The following is a 16,863-nucleotide window of genomic DNA, read 5'->3' on the forward strand; positions in this document are numbered from 1 at the left end:
CGATGAAATTCCTTGACCTTGCCAAAGTCTATATCCGCTCGGGTGGCGGCGGCGGCGGTTGCGTGTCGTTCCGGCGCGAGAAGTTCGTGGAATTCGGCGGGCCCGATGGCGGCGACGGCGGGCGCGGTGGGTCTGTCTGGGTCGAGGCGGTCGACGGCATGAACACGCTGATCGACTACCGCTATCAGCAGCATTTCTTTGCCAAGTCGGGCCAGCCCGGCATGGGCAGCCAAAAGACCGGCAAGTCGGGCGATGACATCGTTTTGCGCGTGCCGATGGGCACCGAGATCCTGGACGAGGACGAAGAAACCGTGATCGCCGACCTGACCTCGCTGGGCCAACGCGTGCTGTTGGCCGAGGGTGGCAATGGCGGCTGGGGCAACCTGCGGTTCAAGTCTTCGACCAACCGGTCTCCGGCGCGGGCCAATGCGGGCATCCCGGGGGTGGAACGCACGATCTGGCTGCGGTTGAAGCTGATTGCCGATGCCGGGCTTTTGGGCCTGCCCAATGCGGGGAAATCGACGTTTTTGGCGGCTGTGTCGAACGCCCGCCCCAAGATCGCGGATTATCCCTTCACGACCCTGGTTCCGAACCTGGGCGTCGTGGGGATCGACGGCACCGAATTCGTGATGGCCGATATTCCGGGCCTGATCGAAGGCGCGCATGAGGGCAGGGGCCTCGGCATCCAGTTCCTGGCCCATGTGGAACGCTGCAAGGTGCTGTTGCATCTGGTGGACGGGACCTCTTCCACGATCACCAAGGATTACCGGACCATCATCCACGAGATCGAGGCCTATTCCGAGGTTCTGGGCGACAAGCGCCGGGTTTTGGCCATGACCAAATGCGACGCGATGGATGCCAAGCAGATCAGTGACCGCCGCCGGGCCTTGGAAAAGGCCTCGGGTGGGCCAGTGCATGTGATTTCCGGCGTGGCGGGCAAGGGGCTGCAAGAGGTGCTGCGGGTTTTGCAATCAGACATCGCGGAGGCTTCCGCAAAACCGGTGGAGGCAACGCCGTGGCATCCCGCGTCCAACTGACCGTCCCCGATATCCGCAGCGCCAAGCGGGTCGTCATCAAGATCGGCTCCGCCCTGTTGGTGGACCGCGAAAAGGGGCTGCGGCAGGGCTGGCTTTCGGCGCTGGCCATGGATGTGGCCGAAGCCAAGGTGCGCGGCGCGGATGTCGTGCTGGTGTCCTCGGGGTCGATTGCGCTGGGGCGGTCGGTTCTGGGCCTTGGGACCGGCGCCTTGACGCTGGAACAGTCGCAGGCTTGCGCGGCGGTCGGGCAAATCCGTCTGGCGCGGGCCTATGAAGAGGTTCTGGCGCCGCATGGCATCACCACCGCTCAGGTTCTGGTGACGCTGGAGGATACCGAGGACCGGCGGCGGTATTTGAACAGCCGTGCCACGATGGAGACCCTGTTGGCGCTGGGCTGCGTGCCCATCGTCAATGAGAATGACACGGTGGCCACGGATGAAATCCGCTTTGGCGACAACGACCGGCTGGCCGCGCAAATCGCCGTGACGGTGGGGGCGGATCAGCTGATTTTGCTGTCCGATGTCGATGGGTTCTATTCGGCCAATCCCAAGGAAGACCCGACGGCGATCCGGTTCGACCTGGTGGAAAAGATCACGCCGGCGATCGAGGCCATGGCGGGCGATCCGATCAGCGGCCTGTCCAAGGGCGGCATGAAGACGAAATTGCTGGCCGCCAAGACCGCCGTTGCGGGGGGCTGTGCCATGGCGATCATGGAGGGTTCCGTGCTGCGGCCGCTGAAGGCGCTGGCAGAGGGCGCCAACCGGACCTGGTTTGTCGCGCAAAGCGACCCTCAGGCAGCGCGAAAACGCTGGATCAATGCGATGAAGCCGCGCGGCGAGCTGCGGTTGGATGCAGGAGCCGTCAAGGCCATGGCGGAGGGCAAAAGCTTGCTTCCCGCCGGGGTTGTTTCGGTCGGAGGGAACTTCGGGCGCGGCGATCCGGTGGCCTTGGTTTCGCCAGCGGGCGATGTGATCGGCAAGGGTTTGGTGCGCTATACGGTCGCCGAGGCGAAGGCGATTGCCGGGCATCGGTCGGGCGAGATTGCCGCGATCCTGGGGTATGAGGGTAGGGCCGCTTTGGTGCATCGCGACGATATGGTGGTCTGATGTCCCGCCCCCGGGGGCTTCGCGCCCCCGGACCCCCGCGGGATATTTATGAAAAGATGAAAGGATTGGCCGTGAGCGAGGATTTTGCCGGGCTGATGAATGAGATTGGCGCGCGGGCGCGGGCGGCTGCGGCGGAACTGGCCTATGCGTCGCAGGAGCGCAAGTATGCGGCGCTGGTCAGTGCGGCGCATTTCGTCTGGGAGCGGCGCGAGGCGATCCTGGACGCCAATGTCATGGACCTTGCGGCGGCGGATGCGCGCGGGATTGCGCCCGCCATGCGCGACCGGTTGGTCCTGACCGAGGCGCGGATTCGCGGGATCGTGGATTCGCTTCGCACCATTGCCGAGCAAAAGGACCCGGTCGGGCGGGTCCTGGCCGAGTGGACGCGGCCGAATGGCTTGCATATCCAAAGGGTTGCGACGCCTTTGGGGGTTGTGGGCGTCATCTATGAGAGCCGGCCCAATGTGACCGCCGATGCCGGGGCCTTGTGCCTGAAGGCGGGCAATGCGGTGATCTTGCGCGGGGGATCGGAAAGCCACGAGACCTCGATGGCGATTTACGATTGCATGGTGGCGGGCCTGCGCGAGGCGCGCTTGCCCGAGGCTGCGATCCAGATGATCCCGGTGACGGACCGCGCCATGGTGGGCGAGATGCTGCGGGCTGTGAAGTGGATCGACGTCATCGTGCCGCGCGGTGGCAAGGGGCTGGTGGGGCGCGTGCAAGACGAGGCGCGGGTGCCGGTCTTTGCCCATCTGGAGGGCATTTGCCACGTCTATGCCGACCGCGATGCCGACCTGGAAAAGGCGCGCCGCGTGGTTTTGAACGCCAAGACGCGGCGGACGGGGATTTGCGGCGCGGCGGAATGTCTGCTGATCGACTGGCAGTTCTATACGCGCCACGGGGCCGTTCTGATCGAGGATCTTGTGAAAGCTGGGGTCGAAGTGCGCACAGAGGGCGAGTTGCTGAAGGTTCCCGGCACGGTCAAGGCCGCGCCGGAGGATTTCGGCCGCGAGTTCCTGGACATGATCATCGCCGCCCGTCTGGTCGATGGGGTGGACGAGGCGATTGCGCATATCCGGAAATATGGCTCCAGCCATACCGAAAGCATCCTGACCGAGAATGACACCACCGCCGCGCGCTTCTTTGAGCGGTTGGACAGTGCGATCCTGATGCGCAATGCCTCGACCCAGTTTGCCGATGGCGGAGAGTTCGGGTTCGGTGGCGAGATCGGGATTGCCACGGGCAAGATGCACGCCCGCGGGCCGGTGGGGGCAGAGCAGCTGTGCTCGTTCAAATACCTTGTCACCGGGGACGGCACGGTCCGGAGTTAGGGCTTTGGTTCCGCTTGCGTAGCCCGGGGTACACCCCGGGTTACTTCATGCCATGCAGCCCGCCCAAACTGTCGTCCACCATCTGCGCGATGCTTTGGGCGTCCGGAAGCCGGTCGGTCATCAAAAGGTAGAACGGCCAGGACATCAGGAAATCCTTGGCGCGCGCCAGGTCAAGGTCCTGGGGCAGATCACCCCGGGTCACGGCGCGGTTCAGGATCTCGGTCAGGCGGGTCCAGCGTTCGCGGCGTTCCTCTTGCAGGGCCAGGGCCAGGTCGGGGTTCGACCAGCTTTCGGCATAGCATTGCCGGATCAGCGGGCCCATCGCCGGACCCGCGTCGCCGCGCCACAGGGCGACCATGTCGGAGATATAGGCCACCAGTTCGCCGCGCAGACCCTCGCCGCGCGGTGGCGGCATGGAGCCCTTGGCCTGGCTGATCAGGCCCAAAAGCAGATGCGCCTTGGTCGGCCACCAGCGGTAAAGCGTGGCTTTGCCGGCGCGGGCGCGCTTGGCCACCGCCTCCATCGTCAGGGCGCCATAGCCTGCCTCGGCGATCAGGGCCGCGGTGGCCCCTAGTACGGCTGCCTCGGTCGCCTCGGAGCGCCTGGCGCCGACCGAGGCCCGCCTTTCGGCGGTCTTCTCGGCATCCCCCCGGTTTTCAACATCCCCCCGTTTTTCAACTTCCCCTCGGGCAGGGGGCCGTTTTTCTTCACCAAGCGCCATCTTGCCTCTTGCGAAACGGAACGTTCCGTTTCATATAGCCGGAACACACCGTTCCATTAGAGGCCCATATGACGCAGAATCAACCCCCGAAATCGCCCTCCAAACTGCGCTTTGCCCTGTTTGTGGCGCTTTTGGTTTATCCGCTGGTCACGGTCTTGCAACTTGTGATCTTTCCCTTGACCGCGGGCTGGCCGATGCCCGCGCGCAACCTTGTCTTTGTGCCGCTGATGGTGGGCTGCATGGTCTGGGGGGTGATCCCCTTTATCCAGACGCGGTTGCGCCGTTTCCTGTGAACCCGTCCGCGCGCGACCCGGGGCGCGCGCCAAAATTTTTTGCCGAAAACCTGGGGGAAAAATCTTGGCGCGCGGGAGCCGCCTTGGCGGAAAGCTCAGAAGCTTAGCTTGATCGCGGTCTGGCCCAGTTCGGCGGTCAGGCGGAATTGGCGGCGGGTGATTTCCTCGGCCGCAAGCGGGAAATGCACGTTCGAGGGCGTGATCTCGGGCGCGGCGGTCGGATCGGCCAGCACAGCCCAGAGGCCCGGATCAAGGCGCAGCTTGTTGGCCTCGCCGCCGATCTGCCAGCGCCCGCCATCGACCTGCACCGTGATCTTGCCACCATAGGCCATGGCCGATTCGAGGCACATCAGCAGCAGGAAGGCGATCTTGACCTCGGAGCGCGACAGATCCGCCCCCGACTGCCAGTCGATGGTCAGACGCCCGCCCTTGGTCATATCGGAAATGATCGAGACCACCTCGGCCCGGCCCAAGCGCGCCTCGCCGGCCGCGGCGCCAAAGGCCACCCGGAAAAACCGGATTCGCGCATTGGCATGGGCCACGCTTTCGGAAATCAACGCCATTTCCGGCCCGCGCGACCCGGTTTCCATCATCAAAAGCTCCAACCCATTGCCGATCGCGCCGATCGGGCTGATAAGGTCGTGGCAGATGCGCGAGCCCAACAGGGCTGCGAGATCTGTCTTGTCGCTCATGGGAATCCTTTCGAAGGGGCCGTCAATGCGTTCGTTTCTGGAGCCGGGGATGTTGGTCCGCCATCCCCAGTGCCCCGACTGGGGCCTTGGTCAGGTACAATCACTCATTAATGGTAAATGCACGGTTAACTTCGAGCATCAAGGAAAGGTTGTCCTCGATCTGGGGCAAATTGATCTGGTGCTGGATTTTGGCAACGCTAAATAGCGGCCTTGCGGGACCTGTCACAAAACGGCAGCATCTGTGCCGCAGGAGGGTTCGGAACGGAACCGGGGGCTTGGCATGACGGTGCATGATCTGAGGCTGACGCTGCGGCTGGCGCGGGATGCCCGCGACCTGAGGGCCGCGCAGCGCCTGCGCTATGAGGTTTTCGCGGCGGAACTGGGGGCGGATGGCCCCGGGGTGGACCGCGCGGCCCGGCTGGAGAGCGATGCCTTTGACGCGGTCTGCGATCACCTTTTGCTGATCGACCCGCGCCGTGACCCCGACACGCTGTCCGATGTTGTGGGGGTTTACCGCCTGCTGCCCCCGGGGCGGGCGGCGCGTTACTACAGCGAGGCGGAGTTCGACCTTTCCCGCCTGCGCGCCTCGGGACGCAGGCTGCTGGAGCTGGGGCGGTCTTGTGTGCATCGCGATCACCGGGGCGGGACCTCGATGCTGATGCTGTGGAATGGGCTGGCGGATTATGTGACCGAAAACCGGATCGAGGTGATGTTCGGCCCGGCGTCATTCCATGGTACCGATGTGCAGGCGCTGGCGCGTCCGCTGTCCTGGCTGTGGCACAACCACCGCGCGCCGGAGGGTTTGCGGGTCACTCCCCTGGCCCATGGCGCGGCGCGGATGGACCTTGGCCCGCCCGATTGCGCGGCGCAGGTGCCTGCCTTGATCAAGGCCTATCTGCGGCTGGGCGGTTATGTCTCGGATGGGGCCTTTGTTGACCGCGACTTCAATACGGTGGATGTGTGCCTTGTGATGGACACCGCGCGGATGAGCGCGCGGCATCGGGATTTCCACATCCGAAAGGGCCGCGAGGCATGACAGACTGGAATAGCGCCGAGATGGCGATGCCGCCCCTGGGGCTCAGGGGTTGGCTAAGGGTCATCCGGCGTGGGCTGCTTCTGGCCGGGCTGACCTATGCATGCCTGCTGCTGTTGCTGATCCTGCGGGCCATCGAGGCGCCTTTGCATGGGGTGAACCGGCCTTGGACGCCCTGGATCACGCAATTCGTCTGCCGCTCGGCCATGGTGATCCTGGGGATCCGCTATACGGTCAAGGGCAAGGCTTTGAAGGAGCCGGGGGCGATTGTCGCGAACCACTCATCCTGGCTGGATATCTTTACGCTGAACGCGGCGGCGCGGGTCTATTTTGTGTCCAAGGAAGAGGTCCATGGCTGGCCGGGGATTGGCGTTTTGGCGCGGGCCACGGGGACGGTTTTCATCACCCGCAAGGGGACGGAGGCGAAGCGGCAACAGGAGCTCTTCGAGGCGCGGTTGAAGGCCGGGCACAAGCTGGCCTTCTTCCCCGAGGGCACCAGCACCGATGCGCTGCATGTCCTGCCCTTCAAGTCGACGCTGTTTCAGGCGTTTTTCACGGTCGAGACGGTGCCGCCGATGCAGGTCCAGCCGGTGACACTGGTCTATCACGCGCCCGAGGGCTGCGATCCGCGCCACTACGGCTGGTGGGGCGACATGGAATTCGCGCCGCATCTGTTGATGGTGCTGGGCGACCGCAAGGGCGGCCATGTCGAGGTGATCTTTCACGCCCCTGTCACCGTGGCGGCCTTTGAAAACCGCAAGGTGTTGGCGGGATATTGCGAGCGGGTGATCCGGACCTCGCATCCTTTGCTGAGCTAAACCTTTGAGCCAAACGGGGGCCTGCGGCCAAGAGATATCTCGGCTGCGCCTCGGGAGGGGGGGCGCTGCCCCCCTCGGGCTTGCGCCCTCTCCCCCCGGGATATTTATGAAAAGATGAATGGGGGGAAGGGCCTTGGGGCCGGGCCTTACAGGATCGGGGCGAGGAGGGCCTTGAGGGCGGCGGCGGGGTCCTCGGCGGTCCAGATCTCGGGGCCGGGGGCGAAGAAATCGGTGACGGGGGCCAAGGAGGCCACGAGGTCGCGGGTCAGCGCGCCTTCGGCGATGACCGGGACTTCGATCATCTCGGACCACCATTGGAAGAGGTCATGGGGGGCGAGTTCGCCGGTGCCCAAGGGCGAGGCGCCCACCGGGCCGAAGGCCACGTAATCCGCCCCGGCCTCGGCGGCATTGATCCCGTCGTGGCGGGTGATGCCGCAATAGGCGCCGAGGATCGCATCGGCGCCAAGGTCCTTGCGCAAGGTGCGGATGTTGCGGCCGCCGTCGGTCAGGTGCAACCCGTCAAGCCCATGGCGTTCAACGAAGGCCACGTGGTTCTCGATCACGATGGCCACGTCGCGGGCATGGGCCACGACCCGGCAGGCATCCGCCGCGCGGCCCAGGTCGTCGATATCCTTGGTGGCCAAGGACAGGCGCAGGCAGGCGATCTCGACGCTGTCCATGACGCGGGCCAGCACTTCTGGGAAGGTCTGGAGGTCCAGCACCGGGGGGGTGATCAGGTTGATCTGGGGACGCTCTGTCGACATCGGGATACCTCGCTTTCAGGCGGTTTAGCGGATGGGGGGGCGGTTGCCTAGGGGGGGGCTTTTCTGTAAGGGGGCTGGGCAGAATGGAGACGCCATGATCCCCCCGGTTTTCGTGCTTGTCAGGCCCCAGATGGGCGAGAATATCGGCGCCAGCGCCCGGGCCATGCTGAACTTCGGGCTGGAGCGGATGCGCGTCGTGGGGCCGCGCGATGGCTGGCCGAATGAGCGGGCGGTGGCTTTGGCCTCGGGTGCGGGGCGGGTGCTGGATCAGGCGGGGGTCTTTGCCGATCTGGACGGCGCGCTGAAGGATTGCGACTTCGTCTTTGCCACCACGGCGCGGGGGCGCGAGCTGACCAAGCCCGTCCATACGCCCGAAAGCGCCATGACGCTTGCGCGCGAGATGGCCGCGCAGGGCAAGCGCGTGGGCTTTCTGTTCGGTCCCGAACGCGCGGGGCTTGAAAACGACGATATCGTGCGGGCCAATGCCATCGTCACGGTGCCGGTGAACCCCGATTTCTTCTCGCTGAACCTCGCGCAATGCGTCCTGCTTCTGGCCTATGAATGGCGGCGCCAGACGGTTGACACCCTGCCTGTCGTCCTGGAGATGGCCGGCGCCGATCTGGCCGATGCCGGAGAAATCGCGGCCCTGGCCCAGCACTACGAAGAAGACCTTGAAACCGCGGGTTTCTTCTTTCCGCCCAACAAGGCGCCGCGGATGAAGACCGCCTTGCGCAACATGTGGTCGCGGCTGGGCCTGACCCGGGCCGAGGTCCAGACCTTTCACGGTATGTTGCGCCAGATCGCCTACCGGATGAAGCACCCCGGCAAATAGGCTTTCATACTGACCCAAATACTCCCGCCGGAGGCTCTTTTCGCGCCCGGCACCCGGAAAATCTTCGGTGAAAATCTGGCCTCCGGGTCTGGACCCAGCGCGCTTGGACATTGCGTCCCCTTGAAGCCCCCCAGAGCCCGCACTAGGGTTTCGCCGCAAAGAAGGGGTCATCCATGGCGGGCAAGCGCAGCATTTTCGAAGAGGTCGGCCAAAAGGTCGAAGGCCCCAAGGCCGGCATGATCGCCAGATCTTTGGGCGGGCGCCATGCGGTGCGGGCCTGGCTTGTCACCATCTTTCTTCTGGTTGCGGTGATGATCCCTGTCGGTGGCCTGACACGGCTGACCGAAAGCGGGCTGTCGATCACCGAATGGAACCTGGTCATGGGGTCCATTCCGCCGCTGAATGAGGCCGATTGGACCTCGGAATTCGCCAAATACAAGGAGTCGAGCCAGGGGCAGCTGATGAACCCCAATATCTCGATGGAGCAGTTCCAGACGATCTATTGGTGGGAATGGGGGCATCGGCAGTTGGGCCGGGTCATCGGGTTGGTCTGGGCTGTGGGCTTTGCGGGCCTTGCCTTGACGCGCAAGGTGCCGGTGGGCTGGTCGCCGCGGCTGTGGCTTTTGGGGGCGCTGATCGGCGCGCAAGGCGCTGTGGGCTGGCTGATGGTGTCCTCGGGCCTGCGTGAGGGCATGGTTTCGGTGGCGAATGTCTGGCTGGCGGCGCATCTGGCCGGGGCCTTCCTGATCTTTGGGCTGATTTCGGAATGGGTCTTTCAACTGGGCCGGACCGAGGCGCAGCTGATGCAGGCCCGGCGCGGGCGCGAGAAGCGGTTGTTCGGGGTCTCCACCGGGTTGATGCATTTCCTTTTCCTGCAGGTGATCTTTGGCGCCCTGGTTGCGGGTGTTGATGCCGGGCAATATTACCCGACCTGGCCGGACATGAACGGCGCCTTCTTTCCGCCGGATGCGTTCGACGTGCCGGTGGGCTTTTTGCAAAACCCCGCCGTGGTGCAGTTCGCCCATCGGATGCTGGCCTATGCGATTGCCGGTTATGGCGTCTATGCCTGGTTGAAGGGGCGCAAATCTGCCCATGCGGCGACGCGGCGGGCTTTTCATTGGGTGGGCCTGGCGCTGTTGGCGCAAATCGCCCTTGGCATCGTCACCGTCTTGTCGGCCGCAAGCCTGCATCCGGCGATTTCGCATCAGGTCATGGCCATCGTGCTTTGGGTCCTTGTGATGCGGGCCAGACATTTGGCGGGGGCCCCGGTGCAGGGCTCGATCCGGGAGGGAACGGCATGAACAACCACGCATACACCGATCTGATGGCGTTTGAGCGCGAGACACAGGCCCTGTCGGCCGTGGCCGAAAGGCTGGGCTGGGATCAGGAAACCATGATGCCGCGCGGGGCCTCGCATCAGCGCGGCGAGGAAATGGCCGCGATGGAGGGCATCCTGCACGCCCGCCGCACCGATCCGCGGGTGGGGGAGTGGCTGGCCGCGGCCGAGGCTCCAGACCAGGCCGGGGCCGCGCAACTGCGCTTGATCCGGCGGGCGCATGACCGCGCGGTCAAGATCCCGGGGGCGCTGGCGCAGGACCTCGCCCGGGTGACTTCGGTGGCCCAAGGGGTCTGGGCCGAAGCGCGGGCGGCCCAAGATGTCGCGGCCTTTTTGCCGACCTTGCAAAAGGTGGTCGATCTGCGCCGCCAAGAGGCCGCGTGTCTGGCCCAGGGCGGCGATCTCTATGACGCCTTGATGGACGACTACGAGCCCGGCGCCACGGCGGCCACCATCGGCGCGATGTTCGACCGGATGCGGCCGCGGCTGGTGGCTTTGCGCGAAAAGGTGCTGGGCCGCGCGGCGCCCAAGGTCGAGGGCCATTTCCCCGCCGAAGGTCAACTGGCGCTGGCCCGTGAGGTCGCCGAGGCCTATGGCTATGACTTCACCCGCGGGCGTCTGGACTTGGCGGTCCATCCGTTTTCATCCGGGACCGGCGATGACAGCCGGATCACCACACGGGTGGTCGAAAGCGATCCGTTCAACTGCCTGTATTCCACCATCCACGAGGTCGGGCACAGCTCTTATGAGCTGAACATCGACCGGGCGCTGAAGATGACCCCGGTCGGGCGTGGCGTGTCGATGGGCGTTCATGAAAGCCAAAGCCGGATCTATGAAAACCAGATCGGCCGGGGCGCGATGGCGTTGTGGCTTTACGACCGGATGAAGGCGCGGTTTGGCGAGATCGGGGTGGGCTCGGCTCAGGATTTCCTGAAGGCCGTGAACCGGGTTCAGGCCGGCTATATCCGCACCGAAGCCGACGAGGTCCATTACAACCTGCATATCATGATGCGCTTTGACCTGGAACGCGCGTTGATCCGGGGTGATCTGGCGGTGGGCGACCTGGAGGCCGCCTGGAACGCCCGCTTCCTGGCCGATTTCGGCGTCAAGGTCGACAAGCCCTCGAACGGGGTCTTGCAGGATGTGCATTGGTCGGTGGGGCTGTTCGGCTATTTCCCGACCTATACTTTGGGCAATGTCTATGCGGGCTGCCTGTGGGTGGCGCTGCGCCGTGATGTGCCGGGGGTCGAAGAGGCGCTGGCACAGGGCGACACTTCGGGCGCGGTCGGTTGGCTGAAAGACCGGTTGCAGTCGCAAGGCGGCCTGCGCGCGCCGGCCGACACCATCGCCCATGCCTGCGGTTTCGCCCCGCATGAAGGGCCGCTTCTGGACTACCTTGAGGCCAAGTTCGCGGGGCTTTACGGGTTGTGACACGGGATCAGGCGCGGGCGGTCTGGGCGCTGGCGCTTGGGCTTTTGGTGATCTACGCCGGGGTCTTTTATGCCTATCCGGCCATGCTGCCCGATCTGCTGGAGGAAACCGGGTGGAGCAAGGCGGCGCTGGCCTTCGGGCCGACGCTGGGGTCCTTGGTCATGGCGGGTCTGACGCCTCTGACCGGGCGTTTGGTCGACCGGGGGCGCGGCGCGGGGCTGATGGTCTGGATGCCGGTGCTGGCGGTGGTCTGCGTCGGCGCCTTGGGGTTCGTCACGCAGGTCTGGCAATGGTGGGCGGTCTGGGCGCTGATGGGGGTGGCCCAGGCGGGGTGCCTTTATGAAAGCACCTTTGCCATCCTGGCCCGCCACCTTGGCCCCTATGCGCGCGAGGGGATCACGCGGATCACCCTGGTTGCGGGCCTGTCGGGGACCATGACCTTTCCGCTGGGGCATTACCTTGCGGGGGCCTTGGGCGGGCAGGGCGCCTATCCGGTCTTTGCGGCGATGACATTGGTCGTCACCGTGCCCTTGAACATCTATGCGATGCGCCGGCTTGGGCGCGGCGAAAGCCCGGTCCACGAAGCCGCCGAGGGCGCCTTGCGCGCGGCCCTGCGGCGGTGGGAGTTCTGGGGCATCGCCGGGATCTTTGCGCTGATCTGGCTGGATCACGGGATATTGCTGACCTATATCCTGCCGCTGTTCGAAGAGCGTGGCGTGGGCCGCGAAGCCGCAGCCTTTGCCGCCGCCTGCCTGGGGCCCGCGCAACTGGTCGGGCGCCTGGTCCTGGTCTTTGGCGGAGGCCGCGTGACCAACCGGGCTGCGACACGGGTGGCTCTGGCCTCGGTCGTGGTGGCCGCCGTCCTGCTGATCGCCGCCGGGGCCGCGCCGATGCTGGTCTTTGTCGTGGTGGCGGTGCAGGGCGCAGGGGTGGGGCTGATGTCGATCATGCGCCCCATGCTGGTGGGTGAGGTCCTGGGGCGGCGCGGCTTTGGCGCGGTCTCGGGTGCTTCGGCCGTCTCGCCGATCCTGGCGACGGCGGCGGCGCCCTCGTTGGGGGCCTTCCTGCTGGACGGGGTGGGGACCGAGGCGGTCTATGTGGCGCTGTTGGGCTTTGCGCTGGCGGCGCTGCTGCTGGCCGTGGTCGTGACCCGTCCGCGCGTCGAGGGCTGATCCGGCGCAGGGCTCTGTTTCGGCTGCCTAGCCCGGGATACCAGATCACCAGCGGGGCGGGCGCTTTTCCAGGAAGGCTTGCAGGCCCTCATTCGTGTCGGGGCTCATCAGGTTTTCCACCATCAGGGGGGTGGCCGCGGCATAGGCTTGATCCAGGGGCAGGCCATTTTGCGCGGCAAAGACCTGTTTGCCGATGGCCAGGGCGCTGGGAAGTTTGCTTGCAAGCTTTGCGGCAAGGTCCATCGTCATGGCGGTCAGCGCCTCGGGCGGGGCGATGCGGGTGACGAGGCCAAGGGCCATGGCGCGGGGGGCATCCAGAAAATCGCCGGTGGCGGCCAGTTCATAGGCAACCGATGGCGGGAGTTTGCGCGACAGGGCCACGATGGGGGTCGAACAGAACAGGCCGATGTTGATGCCGTTCACCCCGAACCGCGCGTGATCCGAGGCCACCACGAAATCGCAAGAGGCCGCCAGTTGGCAGCCCGCGGCGGTGGCCATGCCCTGAACCTCGGCGATGACCGGTTTGGGCAGGGTGGCGATGCGGGTCATGAGCGCGCTGCATTGGGTGAAAAGCGCGGTCATCCGCGCCTGGCCGCCGTCGGGATCGGCGCGAAAGCCCTGGATCTCGCGCAGGTCATGGCCGGCACAAAAGGCGCGGCCTTCGGCGGCGATCACCAGGACCCGGGCGGGGGACAAGGCAAAGGCCTCGACCGCGTCGGTCAAGGCCTGAAGCATGTCGCTGGACAAGGGGTTCAGCTTGGCGCCGTTTTGCAGCGTAAGTCGGGTGATCGGGCCGAGATGGCTGACCGCAATCATTTGTTCAGGGCGAACTTGCCCTCGATCTGGGCGCCGCTTTCGATGGTCAGGGTCGAATAGGTGACATCGGCCTGAACCTCGGCGGTGGAGCGCAGCGCAAAGCTTTGCGACTTGACCGAGCCGCTGAGCACGCCCTTGACCTCGACGATGTCGGAATTGACCGTGCCCGAGACGCGGCCTTCGGTGCCGATCAGCAGGCCCTTGGCGACCAGGTTGCCTTCGACCTCGCCCAGGACTTCGATCTGACCGGAGGAGGAGATTTCCCCCACGATGCGCAAATCGGAGGCCAGGATGGATTTCGTATTGGCGCCAGGGCGGGCGGTCGTGGTGGGGGCAGTCATCGGCTCGGTCTTGGTGAACATGTGTCAGGTCCCGAAAAGGTTGGGCCGATAAGGACGGAAAGGGGGGGCGTGGTCAAGAGGGGGCCAAGGGGCGGGCGTCATTTCCCGCCCTTTGGGTGTCGCGGATGGGCTTGTGGGGGCGGTCCGGGGGGTGTTGACTGGCGGGCAAGCGCGGGGGTTCGCCCTGCGGTGGAATATGGAGACTATCATGGCGGGTGATCCGTTCTTTCAACCGGTGTCCGGGCTGGACCTGCCGCGATTCGCGGGCGTGCCGACCTTCATGCGGCTGCCTTACGTGGACTTCGATCATCCGCGGTTCAAGGATGTGACGATCGGCCTGGTGGGGGCGCCTTGGGATGGGGGCACGACGAACCGGCCGGGGCCGCGCCATGGGCCGCGTCAGTTGCGCGATCTGTCGACGATGATCCGCGCCAAGAATGGCGCGACCTGGGTGGCGCCCTTTGAATTGCAGAATTGCGCGGACCTTGGTGATGTCTCGCCCAATCCGGCCGATCTGATGGACAGTCTTGCGCGGATGGAGGCGTTTTACGACCGGTTGCGCGTGGCGGGGGTCAGGCCCCTGACCGGAGGCGGCGACCACCTTTGCACCTTGCCGATCCTGCGGGGGCTCGCCAAGGGGCGCAAGCTGGGGCTGGTGCAGTTTGACAGCCATACCGACCTGAACGACTGCTATTTCGGGACGGGGAAGTATACCCATGGCACGCCCTTCCGCCGCGCGATGGAAGAGGGGCTGATCGACCCGGCGCGCTATGTGCTGGTGGGCATCCGCGGCACGGCCTATGGCCGCGACGATTGGGATTATGCCGCGGCCAATGGCATCCGCATCATCGGCATCGAAGAGTTCCATCGCCGTGGCGTCGATGACGTGATGGCCGAGGTCCGCGAGATCATCGGCGACGGTGAGACCTATGTGACCTATGACATCGACTTCGTGGACCCGACCTTTGCGCCGGGGACGGGGACGCCGGAAGTGGGCGGGCCGAACTCGTGGCAGGCTTTGCAGGTCGCGCGGGCCTTGCGGGGGGCCAATGTCGTGGGGGCGGATCTGGTGGAAGTGTCGCCTCCGTTTGACCAGACCGGGAATACGGCCTGGCTGGCGGTGAACCTGATGTTTGAGCTCTTGTGCGTCATGGCGGAGCGTTAGGGGGAAGCCCCGGGGAGGCGCTGCCTCCCCGGACCCCACCGGGATATTTTTGAAAAGATGAAAGACGAGGGCGGGAGTTCTCGGGCAGGGTGAGAGATATGGAAGCGGATCTGATCGTTTGTGGTGCGCGGGTTTTGACGATGGATGCGGGGCGGCCCAGAGCCGAAGCGGTCGCGGTCGCGGGGGGGCGCATCGTGGCGGTGGGGTCGGATGCGGCTGTGCTGACGCTGCGCGGGCCGGGCACGCGGGTGGTTCAGGCCGGGGGGCGGACGCTGCTGCCGGGGTTCGTCGAGAGCCATTTGCATCTTGGGCTTGGCGGGTCAGAGCTGGGGCAATTGCAGTTGGGCGGGGTTTACGGGTTCGACGCTGTGGCCGCGGCCTTCCGCGCCTATGCGGTGGGGCGCGACGATGTCGTTCTGATGGCGCAGGGGGCGGGCTATGGCTGTCTGGGGGAGGGCGTGCCGCGGCTGCTGCTGGATGCGGTGATTGCGGATCGGCCGATTGCCATGACCTCGCCGGATCATCACACGGTCTGGGCCAATACCAAGGCGCTGGAGCTGTGCGGGCTGCTGCATGGGGCCGTGATGCCCGAGGGGCATGAGGTGGTGATGGGGGCGGATGGCCTGGCCACCGGAGAGCTGCGCGAGTTCGAGGCCTTTGGGCCGGTGATCCGCGCTGCGGGGCTGGAGCGGATGAATGTGGGGATTGCCACCGGGGGAGAGCCGGTTGCGGGGGCGGCGGAGCGGGCGGCGGATGCGGTGCATTTCCGGCGCGGCCTGGCGCATTGCGCGGCGCATGGCGTGACCTCGATGGTGAATATGGACGGCAATCTATACACGCTGCAGGTTCTGGCCGAGATTGAGGCCGCGGGGGATCTGACCGCGCGGGTGGTCGTGCCTTTCCATATGAAACCCTCGATGGGGCTGGCGGAGCTGGAGCGGGCGTCCGAGATGGACCGGCTATACCGCAGCGACTGGCTGCGGTCGGGCTTTGTGAAGATGTTCATGGATGGCGTGGTGGACAGCCGCACGGCCTTTATGCTGCGGGATTATCCGGGGACCACGGCGCGCGGGCAGCCGCTGTTCGGGCTGCAGCAGTTCCAGGATGTCTGCACCGAGATTGACCGGAGGGGCCTGCAGATTGCGGTTCATGCCATTGGCGATGGGGCCGTGCGGCAAACGATCGACGGCTATCAGGCCGCGATGGAGCGCAACGGGCGGCGCGATGCCCGCCACCGGATCGAACATATCGAGCTGATCGACAAGGCCGATATCCCTCGGCTGGGGGCCTTGGGGATCACCGCCTCGGTGCAGCCGCCGCATCCTCCGGGGGCGATGGACTTTCCCTTCTCGCCGGTGATGGAGGAGATCATCGGGAAGGATCGCTGGGACGACGCCTATCTGTGGAAGACGCTGAAAGAGGCGGGGGCGCCGGTGGCCTTGGCTTCGGATTGGCCGGTCACGGATATCTCGATCCTGCGCGGCATCCAGGCGGCGATGACGCGGGCGACCTATGAGGGGGCCTTGGACGAAAGGTTCACACTGATGGAGGTGCTGCATGGCTATACGGCCGGCGGCGCCTGGGCGGCCAAGCTGGAGGATGTGACCGGGACGCTGCGGATCGGTCTGGCGGGGGATCTGGTGCTGCTGGATGGCGATATCGAGGCGACGTCCTTTGCGCAAATCGGCGCGATGGGAATCGCTTTGACGGTTTCGGCGGGTCGCGTGACCCACCAAGCCCATGGATTCGCTTGACTTATCCACAAGCGGGCCGGTTTCTGTGGAGAAGTCGGCCCGCGAAGTCATACAGGAAACGACGGTTCCAAGTTTTTTCAAAGCGATTTTTTCAAGCAGGCTTGGGTATTTTTTGAAGGCCGACAAAAAATCGTCACATGGCCCGATTTTTCCTCTTGCGGGTTTTGTGACCTGGGCCTAAACACCGCTTCACCGAACGACGGTAGCGACGGAACGAAGCG

At 65.3% G+C, this 16,863-nt stretch carries 19 protein-coding genes; 14 read left to right on the forward strand and 5 right to left on the reverse strand.

Annotation, left to right across the window (positions count from 1 at the left end):
• Positions 1–2: 2 nt before the first annotated feature.
• From obgE to NX862_RS08430, 3 genes are read left to right on the forward strand one after another with little or no spacing between them, the layout of a single operon-like run.
• Positions 3–1,037 (forward strand): GTPase ObgE, encoded by a 1,035-nt coding sequence (gene obgE, locus NX862_RS08420; protein WP_264493441.1) that lies wholly within the window; start codon positions 3–5, stop codon positions 1,035–1,037.
• An 11-nt stretch (positions 1,038–1,048) separates the two neighbouring features.
• On the forward strand, positions 1,049–2,143 hold the full coding sequence (gene proB, locus NX862_RS08425) for a glutamate 5-kinase (RefSeq protein ID WP_413694546.1): 1,095 nt from the start codon (positions 1,049–1,051) through the stop codon (positions 2,141–2,143).
• A gap of 56 nt (positions 2,144–2,199) precedes the next feature.
• Complete coding sequence (locus NX862_RS08430) at positions 2,200–3,474, forward strand: glutamate-5-semialdehyde dehydrogenase (RefSeq protein WP_264493443.1); 1,275 nt, start codon at positions 2,200–2,202, stop codon at positions 3,472–3,474.
• A 40-nt stretch (positions 3,475–3,514) separates the two neighbouring features.
• On the opposite strand, the gene NX862_RS08435 is transcribed toward NX862_RS08430, so the two are convergent.
• On the reverse strand, positions 3,515–4,195 hold the full coding sequence (locus NX862_RS08435) for a TetR/AcrR family transcriptional regulator (RefSeq protein ID WP_264493444.1): 681 nt from the start codon (positions 4,193–4,195) through the stop codon (positions 3,515–3,517).
• A 68-nt stretch (positions 4,196–4,263) separates the two neighbouring features.
• Between NX862_RS08435 and NX862_RS08440 the strand changes: the two genes are divergently transcribed.
• Complete coding sequence (locus NX862_RS08440) at positions 4,264–4,488, forward strand: putative antibiotic biosynthesis monooxygenase (protein ID WP_264493445.1); 225 nt, start codon at positions 4,264–4,266, stop codon at positions 4,486–4,488.
• A gap of 95 nt (positions 4,489–4,583) precedes the next feature.
• Here the strand turns inward: NX862_RS08440 and NX862_RS08445 are convergent, their stop codons facing one another.
• Positions 4,584–5,180, reverse strand: a complete 597-nt coding sequence (locus NX862_RS08445) for a histidine phosphotransferase family protein (RefSeq protein ID WP_264493446.1) — start codon at positions 5,178–5,180, stop codon at positions 4,584–4,586.
• 25 nt (positions 5,181–5,205) lie between these two features.
• Between NX862_RS08445 and NX862_RS08450 the strand changes: the two genes are divergently transcribed.
• From NX862_RS08450 to olsA, 3 genes are all read left to right on the forward strand, one after another.
• On the forward strand, positions 5,206–5,385 hold the full coding sequence (locus NX862_RS08450; RefSeq protein ID WP_264493447.1) for a DUF3553 domain-containing protein: 180 nt from the start codon (positions 5,206–5,208) through the stop codon (positions 5,383–5,385).
• 75 nt (positions 5,386–5,460) lie between these two features.
• Complete coding sequence (gene olsB / locus NX862_RS08455; RefSeq protein WP_264493448.1) at positions 5,461–6,216, forward strand: L-ornithine N(alpha)-acyltransferase; 756 nt, start codon at positions 5,461–5,463, stop codon at positions 6,214–6,216.
• Positions 6,213–7,031, forward strand: a complete 819-nt coding sequence (gene olsA / locus NX862_RS08460; RefSeq protein WP_264493449.1) for a lyso-ornithine lipid O-acyltransferase — start codon at positions 6,213–6,215, stop codon at positions 7,029–7,031. Before olsB ends, olsA begins: the two co-directional genes overlap by 4 nt.
• Positions 7,032–7,177: 146 nt before the next feature.
• Here the strand turns inward: olsA and NX862_RS08465 are convergent, their stop codons facing one another.
• A complete protein-coding gene (locus tag NX862_RS08465; RefSeq protein ID WP_264493450.1) occupies positions 7,178–7,795 on the reverse strand; it encodes a thiamine phosphate synthase in 618 nt (205 codons plus the stop codon).
• A 94-nt stretch (positions 7,796–7,889) separates the two neighbouring features.
• Here NX862_RS08465 and NX862_RS08470 point away from each other — a divergent pair, with 94 nt between their 5' ends.
• The 4 genes from NX862_RS08470 (at position 7,890) to NX862_RS08485 (ending at position 12,566) form a co-directional block, all read left to right on the forward strand.
• A complete protein-coding gene (locus NX862_RS08470; RefSeq protein WP_264493451.1) occupies positions 7,890–8,627 on the forward strand; it encodes an RNA methyltransferase in 738 nt (245 codons plus the stop codon).
• Positions 8,628–8,800: 173 nt separating this feature from the next.
• On the forward strand, positions 8,801–9,928 hold the full coding sequence (locus NX862_RS08475; RefSeq protein ID WP_264493452.1) for a COX15/CtaA family protein: 1,128 nt from the start codon (positions 8,801–8,803) through the stop codon (positions 9,926–9,928).
• Positions 9,925–11,394: a carboxypeptidase M32 gene (locus NX862_RS08480; protein WP_264493453.1), complete on the forward strand. Its 1,470-nt coding sequence runs from the start codon at positions 9,925–9,927 to the stop codon at positions 11,392–11,394. Before NX862_RS08475 ends, NX862_RS08480 begins: the two co-directional genes overlap by 4 nt.
• Entirely contained in the window at positions 11,391–12,566 is a 1,176-nt protein-coding gene (locus NX862_RS08485) for an MFS transporter (protein ID WP_264493454.1), read from the forward strand. Before NX862_RS08480 ends, NX862_RS08485 begins: the two co-directional genes overlap by 4 nt.
• A 45-nt stretch (positions 12,567–12,611) precedes the next feature.
• Here NX862_RS08485 and NX862_RS08490 read toward each other — a convergent pair whose 3' ends face one another.
• Both NX862_RS08490 and NX862_RS08495 read right to left on the reverse strand, forming a co-directional pair.
• Positions 12,612–13,382: an enoyl-CoA hydratase gene (locus tag NX862_RS08490; RefSeq protein ID WP_264493455.1), complete on the reverse strand. Its 771-nt coding sequence runs from the start codon at positions 13,380–13,382 to the stop codon at positions 12,612–12,614.
• Positions 13,379–13,744, reverse strand: a complete 366-nt coding sequence (locus NX862_RS08495) for a bactofilin family protein (RefSeq protein WP_264493456.1) — start codon at positions 13,742–13,744, stop codon at positions 13,379–13,381. Before NX862_RS08495 ends, NX862_RS08490 begins: the two co-directional genes overlap by 4 nt.
• A 187-nt stretch (positions 13,745–13,931) precedes the next feature.
• Between NX862_RS08495 and NX862_RS08500 the strand changes: the two genes are divergently transcribed.
• The 3 genes from NX862_RS08500 to NX862_RS08510 all read left to right on the forward strand — a co-directional run bounded on the left by NX862_RS08500 (position 13,932) and on the right by NX862_RS08510 (position 16,823).
• The gene (locus NX862_RS08500) at positions 13,932–14,888 is read left to right on the forward strand and encodes an agmatinase (protein WP_264493457.1); all 957 of its coding nucleotides are present in this window, start codon (positions 13,932–13,934) and stop codon (positions 14,886–14,888) included.
• 98 nt (positions 14,889–14,986) lie between these two features.
• Positions 14,987–16,642, forward strand: coding sequence for an amidohydrolase (locus tag NX862_RS08505; RefSeq protein ID WP_264493458.1), 1,656 nt, complete (start codon positions 14,987–14,989; stop codon positions 16,640–16,642).
• Positions 16,629–16,823 carry a hypothetical protein gene (locus NX862_RS08510; RefSeq protein WP_264493459.1) on the forward strand — a complete coding sequence of 65 codons (195 nt, stop codon included), beginning with the start codon at positions 16,629–16,631 and terminating at the stop codon, positions 16,821–16,823. Before NX862_RS08505 ends, NX862_RS08510 begins: the two co-directional genes overlap by 14 nt.
• Positions 16,824–16,863: the final 40 nt, after the last annotated feature.

The sequence above is a fragment of the Stagnihabitans lacustris genome (genome assembly GCF_025950525.1).
GTDB lineage: Bacteria > Pseudomonadota > Alphaproteobacteria > Rhodobacterales > Rhodobacteraceae > Stagnihabitans.